The organism is Maritalea mobilis (genome assembly GCF_019800885.1).
Classification (GTDB): Bacteria; Pseudomonadota; Alphaproteobacteria; order Rhodobacterales; family Rhodobacteraceae; genus Roseibacterium; species Roseibacterium beibuensis.
This window is the reverse complement of sequence record NZ_JAHVKE010000002.1, coordinates 691,222-704,386: the sequence shown is the minus strand read 5'-3', so window position 1 is coordinate 704,386 and position 13,165 is coordinate 691,222. Positions and strand designations below refer to the sequence as shown.

15 protein-coding genes are annotated in these 13,165 nt (G+C 63.8%); 12 read left to right on the top strand and 3 right to left on the bottom strand.

Annotated elements, in window-relative coordinates; genetic code table 11:
• Positions 1-78: 78 nt before the first annotated feature.
• From KUV65_RS12335 to KUV65_RS12280, 12 genes are all read left to right on the top strand, one after another.
• Positions 79-954 (top strand): HpcH/HpaI aldolase/citrate lyase family protein, encoded by an 876-nt coding sequence (locus tag KUV65_RS12335; protein WP_222190986.1) that lies wholly within the window; start codon positions 79-81, stop codon positions 952-954.
• Positions 955-995: 41 nt separating this feature from the next.
• Entirely contained in the window at positions 996-1,592 is a 597-nt protein-coding gene (locus KUV65_RS12330) for an NnrU family protein (protein ID WP_222190985.1), read from the top strand.
• A complete protein-coding gene (locus KUV65_RS12325; RefSeq protein WP_222190984.1) occupies positions 1,589-1,792 on the top strand; it encodes a DUF1737 domain-containing protein in 204 nt (67 codons plus the stop codon). The genes KUV65_RS12330 and KUV65_RS12325 overlap by 4 nt, the downstream gene beginning before the upstream one ends.
• 4 nt (positions 1,793-1,796) lie before the next feature.
• On the top strand, positions 1,797-2,852 hold the full coding sequence (locus KUV65_RS12320; protein ID WP_222190983.1) for a MaoC family dehydratase: 1,056 nt from the start codon (positions 1,797-1,799) through the stop codon (positions 2,850-2,852).
• 155 nt (positions 2,853-3,007) lie between these two features.
• Positions 3,008-3,442, top strand: a complete 435-nt coding sequence (locus KUV65_RS12315; protein WP_222190982.1) for a DoxX family protein — start codon at positions 3,008-3,010, stop codon at positions 3,440-3,442.
• A 219-nt stretch (positions 3,443-3,661) separates the two neighbouring features.
• Entirely contained in the window at positions 3,662-4,045 is a 384-nt protein-coding gene (gene sdhC, locus KUV65_RS12310; protein WP_222190981.1) for a succinate dehydrogenase, cytochrome b556 subunit, read from the top strand.
• 13 nt (positions 4,046-4,058) lie between these two features.
• Positions 4,059-4,430, top strand: coding sequence for a succinate dehydrogenase, hydrophobic membrane anchor protein (gene sdhD, locus KUV65_RS12305; protein ID WP_222190980.1), 372 nt, complete (start codon positions 4,059-4,061; stop codon positions 4,428-4,430).
• Positions 4,431-4,448: 18 nt separating this feature from the next.
• The gene (sdhA, locus tag KUV65_RS12300) at positions 4,449-6,272 is read left to right on the top strand and encodes a succinate dehydrogenase flavoprotein subunit (RefSeq protein WP_374107073.1); all 1,824 of its coding nucleotides are present in this window, start codon (positions 4,449-4,451) and stop codon (positions 6,270-6,272) included.
• A gap of 33 nt (positions 6,273-6,305) precedes the next feature.
• Positions 6,306-7,085, top strand: coding sequence for a succinate dehydrogenase iron-sulfur subunit (locus tag KUV65_RS12295; protein ID WP_222190979.1), 780 nt, complete (start codon positions 6,306-6,308; stop codon positions 7,083-7,085).
• A gap of 198 nt (positions 7,086-7,283) precedes the next feature.
• A complete protein-coding gene (locus KUV65_RS12290) occupies positions 7,284-7,433 on the top strand; it encodes a hypothetical protein (protein WP_222190978.1) in 150 nt (49 codons plus the stop codon).
• Between the two features lie 124 nt (positions 7,434-7,557).
• A complete protein-coding gene (locus KUV65_RS12285; protein ID WP_222190977.1) occupies positions 7,558-8,409 on the top strand; it encodes an urea carboxylase-associated family protein in 852 nt (283 codons plus the stop codon).
• 282 nt (positions 8,410-8,691) lie between these two features.
• Positions 8,692-9,858 carry a type III PLP-dependent enzyme gene (locus KUV65_RS12280; protein ID WP_222190976.1) on the top strand — a complete coding sequence of 389 codons (1,167 nt, stop codon included), beginning with the start codon at positions 8,692-8,694 and terminating at the stop codon, positions 9,856-9,858.
• A gap of 52 nt (positions 9,859-9,910) precedes the next feature.
• Here the strand turns inward: KUV65_RS12280 and deoD are convergent, their stop codons facing one another.
• The 3 genes from deoD to KUV65_RS12265 form a co-directional block, all read right to left on the bottom strand.
• Positions 9,911-10,621 carry a purine-nucleoside phosphorylase gene (gene deoD / locus KUV65_RS12275; protein ID WP_222190975.1) on the bottom strand — a complete coding sequence of 237 codons (711 nt, stop codon included), beginning with the start codon at positions 10,619-10,621 and terminating at the stop codon, positions 9,911-9,913.
• 3 nt (positions 10,622-10,624) lie between these two features.
• Positions 10,625-10,939: an H-NS histone family protein gene (locus tag KUV65_RS12270; RefSeq protein ID WP_222190974.1), complete on the bottom strand. Its 315-nt coding sequence runs from the start codon at positions 10,937-10,939 to the stop codon at positions 10,625-10,627.
• 108 nt (positions 10,940-11,047) lie between these two features.
• The gene (locus KUV65_RS12265) at positions 11,048-13,051 is read right to left on the bottom strand and encodes a protein meaA (RefSeq protein WP_222190973.1); all 2,004 of its coding nucleotides are present in this window, start codon (positions 13,049-13,051) and stop codon (positions 11,048-11,050) included.
• Positions 13,052-13,165 lie beyond the last annotated feature (114 nt).

Below are 13,165 nucleotides of genomic sequence, written 5' to 3'. Positions count from 1 at the left end.
TTTTTAACTTGATTTCGCGGCGGCAGCATGGTTCCTGACGCGCCAAAGGTTGGCATACAATGATATGCGGAGGGTCTCATGGGACATCGCGCACACCCGTACCGGTCGGTTCTCTATATTCCCGGGTCCAAGCCCCGGGCGCTGGAAAAGGCCAAGACCATGGCCGTGGACGCGATCATCTTCGACCTCGAAGATGCTGTTGCGGCCGAGGAAAAGCCGAATGCCCGCAAGCTCTTGGCCGAGACGCTGGCGGCTGGCGGCTATGGTCCCCGCGCCCAGCTTGTCCGCATCAACGGGTTCGATACGGAATGGGGAAATGACGACCTCGACGCGATTGCCGCGATCGGGCCGCAGGCGATTCTCGTGCCCAAGGTGAACAAGGCCACCGATATCGAGAAACTGGCCGACCGGCTGGATGCCTACCCCGAGACCGCGAACACGACGATCTGGGCGATGATGGAAACCCCGATGGGCATCCTGAACGCGATGCATATCGCCGAGGCCCCGCGCATGGCGGGGTTCATCCTGGGCACGAACGATCTTGCCAAGGAATTGGGCAGCCGGACGCGCAGCGCGATGCTGACCTCGCTTCAGACCTGCCTGCTGGCGGCGCGCGCCCATGGCATCGTCTGCGTCGATGGCGTCTATAACGCGTTCCGCGACGAAGAGGGCCTGCGCGCCGAATGTGAAGAGGGTCGCGATTTCGGGTTTGACGGCAAGACGGTGATCCACCCCGCGCAGGTCGGCATCGCGAACGAGGTCTTTGCCCCCTCCGACGACGAGATCGACCTCGCCCGCCGCCAGATCGCCGCTTACGAAGACGCCGTGGCCGAGGGTCAGGCCGTGGCCGTGGTCGATGGCAAGATCGTCGAGAACCTGCATGTCGACACGGCCCGCGCCACGCTCGCCAAGGCCCGTGCGATTGCCGAATTGGAGGCTGCCGAGGCCGCCTGACATCTTGCTTGCGGCGGCCTGCCATGTCAGGTCCGCGGGACATGTCGTTCGGCAGCATCGGAGAGGTTCACATGGGCTACCTACTACTCATTCTCGGCATCGCGCTCTGGATCGGCGGGCACCTGTTCAAACGCCTTGCCCCGGCCAAGCGGGCGGCAATGGGCGAGAACGCGGGCAAAGGGGTCATGGCCCTGGTTCTGTTGGCCTCGATCGTACTGATGGTGATCGGCTATCGCTCGGCGGCGCTTGTCACGGTCTGGTCGCCGCCCAGCTTCATGATCCACATCAACAACCTGCTGGTGCTGATCGGGCTGTGGTTCTTCGCACTGTCTGCCATTCCGGGGAAGATGTCGGCGCGCGTGCGTCACAAGCAACTGACCGGCGTCAAAAGCTGGGCCATCGCGCACCTTTTGGTGAACGGGGATCTCGCCTCGATTATCCTTTTCGGCGCGATGCTGGCCTGGGCCGTGCTGTCGGTGATCCTGATCAACAAGGCCGAACCGACCTGGGAGCGGCCCGCCAATGCCAGCGCCAGGAACGACCTGATCGCGCTGGTCGTGGCCGTGGTCCTGTTCGGCGTGATCGCCGTGGTCCACACCTGGCTTGGCTACTATCCCCTGCCGATGAGTGGCGCATGAAACTCTATCGCTTCCTGACCGAGGATGACACGTCGGCCTTCTGCCACAAGGTGTCGGAGGCAATCTCGAAGGGGTGGGAGCTTCATGGCGACCCGCAATACGCCTTTGACGCGGCCCGTGGCGTGATGCGCTGCGGGCAGGCCGTCACCAAGGAGGTGGACACCCCCTATTCCCCCGACATGAAACTGGGAGCGCAGTGAACTCATGCCCAAGGATGCAGGCCCGCAGGCCAAGACCAACCCCGGCCGTTTCTTCGAGGATTACACGGTTGGCGACGTGATCGAGCATGCGGTGCCGCGCACGGTCTCCGGCGGCGAGCGGGCCCTGTATCACGCGCTCTACCCGGCGCGGCACGCGCTCTATTCCTCGGACGAGTTCGCGCGCGCCTGCGGTTTGCCGGAAAGCCCGCTGGATGATCTGGCGGCCTTTCACATCGTGTTCGGCAAATCGGTGCCCGACGTGTCGCTGAACGCCGTGGCGAACCTCGGCTATGCCGAGGCGCGCTGGCTGCGCCCTGTCTATGTCGGCGACACGATCCGGTCCTCCTCGGAGGTGATCGGGCTGAAGCAGAACAGTTCGGGCAAGACCGGGGTGGTCTATGTGCGCACCACGGGGCGCAACCAGCATGGTCTGGCGGTGATGGAGTTTGCCCGCTGGGTGATGGTGAAGAAGCGCGACCTCGACGCGCCCGCGCCCGAGACCGTGGTGCCCGATCTGGCCCCGGCCGTCGCACCGGAAAAACTGGTCCTGCCCGGCGGGATCGATTTCTCGGCCTATGATTTCGTGCAGGCCGGTGAAGCGCACCGCTTGTCCGACTACCGGGTGGGCGAGGTCATCGACCATGTCGATGGCGTGACCATCGAGGAAGCCGAGCACATGATGGCCACGCGCCTTTGGCAGAACACGTCGAAAACCCATTTCGACGCCACCCCGCGCGAGGATCGCAAGCGCCTGATCTATGGCGGGCACGTGATGTCGATGGCCCGCGCGCTGTCCTTCAACGGGCTGGCCAATGCGCAATGTATCGTCGCGATCAACGGCGGCAGCCACACCAACCCCTGTTTCGCGGGCGACACCGTGCGCGCCTGGTCCGAGGTGCTGGACATCGCCGAGACGCCCGCGCCGGGTGTGGGCGCGATCCGCCTGCGGCTGGTGGCCGTGAAAGAGGGCGGCATGGCCGGGCAGCTGAAGGGCGAAGACGGCAAGTACCTGCCCCATGTCCTGCTCGATCTCGATTACTGGGCATTGATGCCCGTTTGAGGCGGGATCGGTTTTCTGCAGAAAACCGCACGGAAAACTCGAGTTTTCCGACCAGCGCTCGACTCCGAATTTATGCACAGAACCTGCGCGTTGCGCTCGGGTTCTGCGCACGTCATCTCCCGTTGCGTCAACGCGAACCAATCGGAGAAACGCGCATGTCCAGCATCACCACCAATAACAGCGGCTCGACCGCCCTGTCGCTTCCCACCACTCCCGCCGCCCATTGGCTGCTTCGCGCCTCGGTCGCGGCTACCTTCATCTATCACGGCATCGACAAGTTCCCGTCGCTCGCAGCCGGGGCTGAGTTCATGGGCCTGCCCCTGGCGCTCTGGACCCTCGTGGCGGTTCTGGAAGTCGTGGGCGGCGTCGCCCTTCTGGCCGGCGGCCTGATGTCGTCGAAACTCGGTGACGTGCTGACCCGTCTCGGCGGCCTGTCGGTCATCGTCATCATGATCGGCGCGGTCTACCTCGTGCATTGGGGCCAGTGGAGTGCCCTGCCCTCGGAAACGCACCCGGCGGGCGGCATGGAGTTCCAGGTTCTGCTCCTAGCAACCGGCCTGTTCTTCAGCCTGCGCGGCAACGCCGCCTGAGCTGAGTCTTTCGCAAACGGGCCCGCCGCAGCATGATCGCCGTGGCGGGCTTTTTCGTGATCACACGCTGAAATTTCGTGATCACAAATCGAAAATTGCGGCGTTTAGACCCAGAATTTGACCTCAAATTCCCGCCATTCAGCGTGACAGTTCGGCAAAACCCGCTATGGATAAAGGCCAAACGACCCGACCAAAGCAAAACCGAAAGGGGTGTCCGCCATGGCCGACGTGAATCGCGGCAACCGCCCGCTGTCGCCGCATCTGCAGGTGTATCGCCCGCAGCTCAACTCCATCACCTCGATCCTGAACCGCATCACCGGCAACGCGATGCTGGTCTCGGCCTTCCTGATCGTCTGGTGGCTGATCGCGGCCGCAAGTGGCGCCGCCTATTTTGACACGGTGGACGGGCTCATCACTTCTTTCCTTGGTGACGTCGTCATGTCGCTGTCGGTGCTGGGCCTCTGGTATCACGCGCTTGGCGGCATCCGGCACCTGATCTGGGACACGGGCCGCGGCTTGGAGGTCGAGACCGCCGACAAGATGGGTTGGGCCATGCTGATCGGTTCGGTCCTGCTGACCATCATCACGCTGATCGCCGTCTGAGGGGGACCACGCCATGCAATACATGACCGACCGCAAGCGCGTCGAAGGCCTTGGCTCCGCTCATACCGGGACGCATCACTTCTGGACCATGACCGTCACCTCGGTGGCGCTGCTGGTTCTGTTGCCCTTCTTCCTCGCCATCGTGGGCCCGCTTCTGGGCGCCTCGCACGACGAGGTGGTGGCCAGCCTCGGGCGTCCCTTGCCCGCGCTGATCGTGGCCGCCTTCCTCGTGGTCGGCATGCATCATTTCCGCCTCGGCGTGACGACGCTGATCGAGGATTACGTCGGCGGGCTGTCCCGCAAGATCTGGATCATCGCCATGACGATCGTCAGCTACGGCCTTGCGGCCGCGGGCATCGTCGCGCTGGCGCAAATCGCGCTCTGACACAGGAGACCTTTCGCGATGAAAGATATGGCTTCCACAGCAAGCTACGACATCACCGAGCACGACTATGACGTCGTGGTCGTCGGCGCGGGCGGCTCTGGCCTGCGCGCCACGCTCGGCATGGCCGAACAGGGCCTCAAGACCGCCTGTGTGACCAAGGTGTTCCCGACCCGCAGCCACACGGTGGCCGCGCAGGGCGGCATCGCCGCAAGCTTGGGCAACATGGGGCCGGATCACTGGCACTGGCACATGTACGACACCGTGAAAGGGTCGGACTGGCTGGGCGACACGGACGCGATGGAATACCTCGCCCGCGAAGCGCCCAAGGCTGTCTACGAGCTGGAACATTACGGCGTTCCCTTCAGCCGCACCGAAGAGGGCAAGATCTACCAGCGCCCCTTTGGCGGTCACACGACCGAGTTCGGCGAAGGCCCCCCGGTGCAGCGCACCTGCGCCGCCGCCGACCGCACCGGCCACGCCATCTTGCACACGCTCTATGGCCAGTCGCTGAAGAACAACGCGGAATTCTACATCGAGTATTTCGCCACCGACCTGCTGATGACCGAGGATGGCCGCTGCGTCGGCGTCGTCGCGTGGAAACTGGATGACGGCACGCTGCATGTGTTCCGCTCCAAAATGGTCGTGCTGGCCACGGGTGGCTATGGCCGCGCCTATTTCTCGGCCACCTCGGCGCATACCTGCACCGGCGACGGCGGCGGCATGGTCGCGCGCCAGGGCCTGCCGCTTCAGGACATGGAGTTCGTGCAGTTCCACCCGACCGGCATTTACGGCGCGGGCTGCCTGATCACCGAGGGTGCGCGCGGCGAAGGCGGCTACCTGACCAATTCCGAGGGCGAGCGGTTCATGGAACGCTACGCTCCGACCTACAAGGACCTCGCGTCGCGCGATGTGGTCAGCCGCTGCATGACGATGGAGATCCGCGAAGGCCGCGGTGTGGGCGAAGGCAAGGACCACATCCACCTGCACCTGAACCACCTGCCGCCCGAAACGCTGGCCCTGCGCCTGCCGGGCATCTCGGAATCGGCGCGCATCTTTGCCGGCGTCGATGTCACGAAAGAACCGATCCCGGTTCTGCCGACGGTGCATTACAACATGGGCGGCATCCCCACGAACTACTGGGGTGAGGTGCTGAACCCGACCAAGGACAACCCCGATGCAATCGTGCCGGGCCTGATGGCCGTGGGCGAAGCTGGCTGTGCCTCGGTGCACGGGGCGAACCGCCTCGGCTCCAACAGCCTGATCGACCTCGTGGTGTTCGGGCGGGCCGCCGGCATTCGCGCGGCCGAGGTGGTGGACCCGTCCGAGGCGACGCCGGACGTGCCGCGCGCCTCGCTCGACTACGCGCTGTCGCGCTTCGACGACATCCGCCACGCGAACGGCAACACGCCGACCGCCGAGTTGCGCCTTGAGATGCAGAAGACAATGCAGGCCGACGCCGCCGTCTTCCGCACCGACAAGACGCTGGCCGAAGGGGTCGAGAAGATGAAGGGCGTCGCGGCCAAGCTCGACGACCTGCACGTGACCGACAAGTCGCTGATCTGGAACTCGGACCTGATGGAAACGCTGGAGCTGACCAACCTCATGCCGAACGCGATGGCGACCATCGTCTCGGCCGAGGCGCGCAAGGAAAGCCGCGGCGCCCACGCGCACGAGGATTACCCGGACCGCGACGACGACAATTGGCGCAAGCACACGCTGGCCGTCGTCGATGGCGAGAAGGTCGAGCTGGATTACCGCCCGGTGCACCTGAACCCGCTGATCGGCCACAACGAGGGCGGCATCGACCTCGACAAGATCAAGCCCAAGGCGCGCGTCTACTGACGCGCCCGACGGACCGAGACCGGAGAAAGCATTATGGTTGAACTGGCCCTGCCCAAGAATTCCCGGATCAAGACCGGCAAGACATGGCCCAAGCCCGAGGGCGCCACGAACCTGCGCAAGTTCCAAGTGTATCGCTGGAACCCCGATGACGGGGAAAATCCGCGCGTTGATACCTACTGGGTCGACATGGACACGTGCGGGCCGATGGTTCTGGACGCGCTGATCAAGATCAAGAACGAGATCGACCCGACGCTCACCTTCCGCCGCTCCTGCCGCGAGGGCATCTGCGGGTCCTGCGCGATGAATATCGACGGGATCAACACGCTGGCCTGCATCTACGGCATGGACGAGATCAAGGGCGACGTGAAGATCTACCCCCTGCCCCACATGCCCGTGGTCAAGGACCTGATACCGGACCTGACACATTTCTACGCCCAGCATGCCAGCATCATGCCGTGGCTGGAGACCAAGACGCAGCGCCCCGAACACGAGTGGCGCCAGTCGATCGAGGATCGCAAGAAACTCGATGGTCTTTATGAATGCGTGATGTGCGCGTCCTGCTCGACCTCCTGCCCCAGCTACTGGTGGAACGGCGACCGCTACCTCGGGCCCGCCGCGCTGCTGCATGCCTATCGCTGGATCATCGACAGCCGCGACGAGGCGACGGGCGAGCGTCTGGACGACCTGGAAGATCCGTTCAAGCTCTACCGTTGCCACACGATCATGAACTGCGCCAAGACCTGCCCCAAGGGTCTGAACCCGGCCAAGGCCATCGCAGAGATCAAGAAGATGATGGTCGAGCGGCAGCTCTGATCGCGTCATCCGCATGACATCCCGAATCGCCCCGCCCAACCGGTGGGGCGTTTTTTTAAGCGGGGCACCAGAGCCTTACCTAGCGTCAGGCTCCCGCTCCGCGCATGGCGGTATTGCCGAACTGTCGGATGTGCAACGGTCCACCGAGGCATACTTTGCGCGGTGAGGGAGGGTCATTGATCACGCCGGAGAGGCACCATGACCGAGCACCAGGACACGCCCGCACAAATCGCCGCCGCCGAAGCCCTTGCGGCCCTCGACGAGGCTTGGGCCTATTACACCCCCGAAAAGCAGCCCGAGCTGGAAGACAACGAGTATATCGACCTGCCCCTGCCTGCCGCGGCCTGATTGACCCTTGCCTTCCTCGCGCTGGCCCTGACCATGTATGCGACGAGAAACGAGGATTGCTCCGGCCCTGCCACGGCTGCGCCGCGCAAACCCTCGTTCGGCAAGACGCAGGAGCCCGCACAGGATGCCCCAGACCCCGCCCAGCCCCCCGGCTGATGCCGATGCCCGCCGCGCGATCGCGCCGGTGATCTGCTACCCGGTCGACACGCTGCCCGCGCCCGACCCAACGGTCATGGCCGCCGCCCGCGAAGGGCTGGTGAAACGGGCCGAGGTTCTGGTGCCCCCTCGCGAGGCGCGTTGTTTCCGCGTTGCGGCCGGGCAGGTGTTTCGCATCACCTCGGTCGAGGGGCCGCAAGTAGGCGACCTGAACCTGTGGAACGCTGCCGATCTGTCGGAACGGTTCTATTCGGGGAAAACCCGCGCGCTGCACGGGACCCACGTGACGACCGGCGATCGGCTGTGGTCGAGCTTTCCGGCCCTGCGCCCCATGGCCACCATCGTCGCCGATACGCTGGAGTGGTACGGCATCGACGAATTCGGCGGCTCGGTCCATGACGTGATCGGCACGCGATGCGATCCCTACACGCACAACCTTCTGTCTGGCGGGCAGTATCACCACTGCTGCCATTCCAACCTGACCCGCGCGCTGACTGATGAAACCGGCCTGCCGCTAGCCAAGGCCGAGGGGCATGTCCATGACGTGCTGAACGTCTTCATGTGCACCGGATTTACCCGTGACACCGGGCAGTATTTCATGAAGGCCAGCCCCGTGCGCCCCGGCGACCACATCGATTTCCTGGCCGAGATCGACCTGCTGGGTGCGCTGTCCGCCTGCCCGGGCGGCGATTGCGGGGCCGAGCATTCCAGCGACACCGCGCCATGCCATCCTTTGCTGGTCGAGGTATTCGACTGTGCCGCCACACCGGGCCACACCCCGCCGCCCGTGAACGGCTACGACCGAAGCCACGGTCGGTGAGGCACCGAAAAACTCGAGTTTTTCGTGCAGGAATTCTGAAGAATTCCTTGCCGTTTTCCTGCAGGAAAACGCGCCCCTAAAAAATCGTCATCGAAGCGCATGAAATCTCTTGCGTCGACTCACGTTTGGTCCCATGTGCGCGTTTACGGACGCCAACGCACGCGCCTCTGTCACGGGTGGCAAGCCCCACGGGCCCAACCACCGCAGTTACGTAGCGACGGTAACGTCTCCTTTTGGAACTGAGCCGGCCCATTCGGGCCACCGGTCTTATCGGAGATGACCATGACTGCTACGTTTACCGGCCTTTCGGCCGCTGCACCCGTATCTTCTCGCCTCGAAGCCTTCGCGCGCTTGCACACGTTCGAACGCCCGACGCTGATCCTCGATATCGACCGCGTCGAAGCGCAGTACCACGCGCTGTCCGCCGGTCTTGGCCGCGCCGCGATCCACTATGCCGTCAAAGCCAACCCCGCGCCCGAGATCCTCGAACGTCTGGCCGCCATCGGCTCGCATTTCGACGCCGCCTCGCGCCGCGAGATCGAGCTGTGCCTTGCCGCCGGCGCCCATGCCGAGCACATCTCGTTCGGCAACACGGTCAAGAAACCCGCCGATATCGCCTTTGCCCATGCCGTGGGGGTCGAGATCTTTGCCGCGGACGCCAGCGAAGAGTTGGAGAAGATCGCCGCCCACGCCCCGGGCGCGCAGGTCTATATCCGCCTGCTGGTCGAAGCCTCCGGCGCAGACTGGCCGCTGACCCGCAAGTTCGGCACCTCGCATAACGTCGCGCTGGAGCTGATGGCCGAGGCCCGTGCGCTCGGGCTGTGCCCGGTCGGCCTGTCCTTCCATGTCGGCAGCCAGACGCGCGACCCGATGATGTGGGCGCCGATCCTCGACCAGATCGCCGCGACCTGGCACGACGCCCAGGATGCCGGGTTCGCCCTCGACCTGCTGAATATCGGCGGCGGCTTCCCGGCTTTCTACGGCGATGACATCCCGCATCCGACCGCCTATGCCGCCCGCGTGGCCGAGTTGGTGGCCGAGCGCTTCGGCGACGTGCCGCGCATCATGGCGGAGCCGGGCCGTGGCCTCGTGGCCGAGGCCGGCCTGATCGCCGCCGAGGTCCTGCTGGTCTCGCGCAAGTCGCATGACGACCTGCACCGTTGGGTGATGCTGGATATCGGCAAGTTCTCGGGCCTGGCCGAAACCATGGACGAGGCGATCCGCTACCAGTTCGTCACCGACCGCGATCACGAGGCGATGGGCCCCTGCATCCTGGCCGGACCGTCCTGCGACAGCGCCGATGTGCTTTATGAGAAACGCCCCGTTGCCCTGCCGATGGGTCTGAAGGCCGGCGACCGTATCCTGATCCGCGCCTGCGGGGCCTACACGTCGAGCTATGCCTCGATCGGGTTTAACGGCTTCCCGCCGTTGGACGTGGTGGTGATCTGAACAAGGACGGGGCGCATCGCAAGATGCGCCCCGTTTCTTTGTCCGTTCTGGCTCAGGCCGACGGGAACGCTGCCTCAAGCGCGATCTCGACCATGTCCGAGAAAGACGACTGCCGATCCTCGGAGGGCAGCGCCTCATGCGTCAGCAGATGGTCCGAGATGGTCAGCACGGCGAGCGCGCGGCAACCATAGCGGGCAGCGACGGTGTAAAGCTCGGCCGCCTCCATCTCGACGGCAAGAATGCCATGCCGCGTCATCTGTTCATTCAGATCGGGGCGCTCGTCGTAAAAGACATCCGCGGAATAGATCCCCCCGACATGCGTGGTGATCCCCTTGGACTTCGCCGCTGCATTCGCCGATTCAAGCAGGTCGTAATCCGCGCAGGGGGCGAAATTCAATTCGCGGAAGAACCCTTTCGACGGAGTTGAAATAGTTGACGATGTCATTGCAATCACGACATCGCGCAGCTTGATCTTTTCCTGCATGGCGCCGGCCGATCCGATCCGGATCAACGTTTTCGCACCATAATCGCGGATAAGTTCATTGGCGTAGATCGACAGGCTGGGCATTCCCATGCCCGATCCATGGATCGTGACGCGATTACCTCGCCAGGTGCCGGTATAGCCCAGCATCCCGCGCACTTCATTCACGCAGACCGGATCGTCAAGAAAGGTTTCCGCTGCCCATTTCGCGCGCAGCGGATCGCCGGGCATGAGAACGGTTTCCGCGATCTCGCCCGGCTTTGCGCCGATATGGATGGTCATGGATCAGATCGCCAGATCATCCAGCGACTTGCCCGCGGCCAAAGCGTCCTTGATCCACTGCGGCTGACGGCCCCGACCGGTCCAAGTCTGGCTGGCATCCACGGGATTGGCGTATTTCGGCGCGCCTTTGACCTTGGTCTTTGTCCCTTTTGCGCCGAGGATTTCATCAAGCGAGAAGCCATGTTCCTGTGCCGCTTTCTGCGCGGCGATCAGCGCTTCCTGTTTCTTGCGTTTCTCGAAATTGACAATCGCGGCATCCACCTCTTTGCGGTGGGCCTTCAACTCTTCAAGCGACATCTTTTCGAGGGCCTTGGCCATTTTATTGGTCCTTTGCGCAGTTCCTTTAATTATCCACAGCCTTGCGCCTTTTCAGGCGCAAGGGCAAGACTAAAGGTTAACGCAAGGAGCAGGCCGATAATGGCCGGCTTATTCGGCTGCGATGGATTTCGGGTCGGCCACGGTCACGATATCCATCATGATTCGGTTCAACTCGAAGTCTTTCGGCGTATAAACCCGGGTCACGCCATAGCTCAAAAGCGTTTGCGCATCGTCGTCGGGAATGATGCCGCCGACCAGAACGGGGATATGATCGAGCCCTTCTGCGCGCAGGCGATCCATGACTTCGCGGATCAGCGGAATGTGGCTGCCGGACAGGATCGAAAGGCCGATCACATGGGCCTCTTCTGTTTTCGCGGCCTCGACGATTTCGGCAGGTGTCAGGCGGATACCCTCGTAAGAGATATCCATGCCGCAATCGCGGGCGCGGAACGCGATCTGTTCGGCGCCGTTGGAATGACCGTCAAGGCCCGGCTTGCCGACAAGGAACTTCAACCGGCGGCCGAGGCTGTCGCTGACGGCATCGACGGCGGCGCGGATGTCATCCAGACCCTCGGTCTTGTTCGACACCGATTTCGACACGCCCGTGGGGCCGCGATACTGGCCGTGGACTGCACGCATGACACCCGACCATTCGCCGGTCGTCGCCCCGGCCTTGGCCGCGGCGATCGAGGCGGGCATGACATTGCGCCCCTCGGCGGCCGCGCTGCGCAGATCGGCAAGGGCGGCCTGCACGGCGTCTTCGTCCCGCTCTGCGCGCCAGGCATTCAGGCGTTCGATCTGGTCGGCCTCCACGCCCGGGTCGACGACCATGATGCCGCCATCCTCGCCCATGAGCGGCGAGGGTTCGGTCTGGGTGAACTTGTTCACGCCGACGACGGTGGTGTCGCCACGCTCGATCCCGCCGACACGGTCGGCGTTCGATTCGACCAGGCGCGACTTCATGTAGTCGATGGCGGCGATGGCGCCGCCCATGGACTCGAGGTTGGCCAGTTCGGCGCGCGCGCCTTCCTTCAACTCCTCGACCTTGGCATCGACGACCGGGTTGCCGTCGAACAGGTCGCCATATTCCAGAAGGTCGGTCTCAAAGGCCATGATCTGCTGCATCCGCATGGACCACTGCTGATCCCAGGGGCGCGGCAGGCCCAGCGCCTCGTTCCATGCAGGCAGTTGCACGGCGCGGGCGCGGGCCTTCTTCGAGAGCGTCACGGCCAGCATCTCGATCAGGATGCGGTAGACGTTGTTTTCCGGCTGCTGCTCGGTCAGGCCGAGGGAGTTCACCTGAACACCATAGCGGAAGCGGCGGTATTTCGCATCCTCGACGCCGTACCGCTCGGCGCAGATTTCGTCCCACAGATCGACGAAGGCGCGCATCTTGCACATCTCGGTGACGAAGCGGATGCCCGCGTTCACGAAGAAGGAGATGCGCCCGACAAGGCGCGGGAAATCTTCGGCCGGGACGCGGGGGCGCAATTCATCCAGCACGGCAATCGCGGTGCCCAGCGCATAGGCCAGTTCCTGCTCGGGCGTCGCGCCGGCCTCTTGCAGGTGGTAGGAACACACGTTCATCGGGTTCCACTTGGGCACGTTGGTGTAGCAGTACTCCGCCACGTCCGCGATCATCCGCAGCGAGGGTTTCGGCGGGCAGATATAGGTGCCGCGGCTGAGATATTCCTTGATCAGGTCGTTCTGCACCGTGCCCTGAAGCTTGGAAATGTCGGCGCCCTGCTCCTCGGCCACCGCGATATAAAGCGACAACAACCACGGCGCCGTGGCGTTGATCGTCATCGAGGTGTTCATCTGTTCCAGTGGGATCTGGTCGAACAGGGTGCGCATGTCGCCCAGGTGGCAGACCGGCACGCCGACCTTGCCCACTTCGCCACGCGCAAGAACGTGGTCGCTGTCATAGCCCGTCTGGGTGGGCAGGTCGAAGGCCACGGACAGGCCCGTCTGCCCCTTGGCGAGGTTGCCGCGATAGAGCGCGTTCGACGCCTTGGCGGTGGAATGGCCCGCATAGGTACGGATGAGCCAGGGCTTGTCACGTTCTTGGGCGGTCACGGGCGGGCCTCCTGAATCAGCAAATAGCAATTTCATTGCGTCCAAGGCGATATATTGAAAATAATCTGTCTCTGTCAATTCGCTGCATCGCGGCAAGCACAGGTTTCCCGCGGCGAAGACAGTTCCTACCACGTAAAGCTTAACAAACCG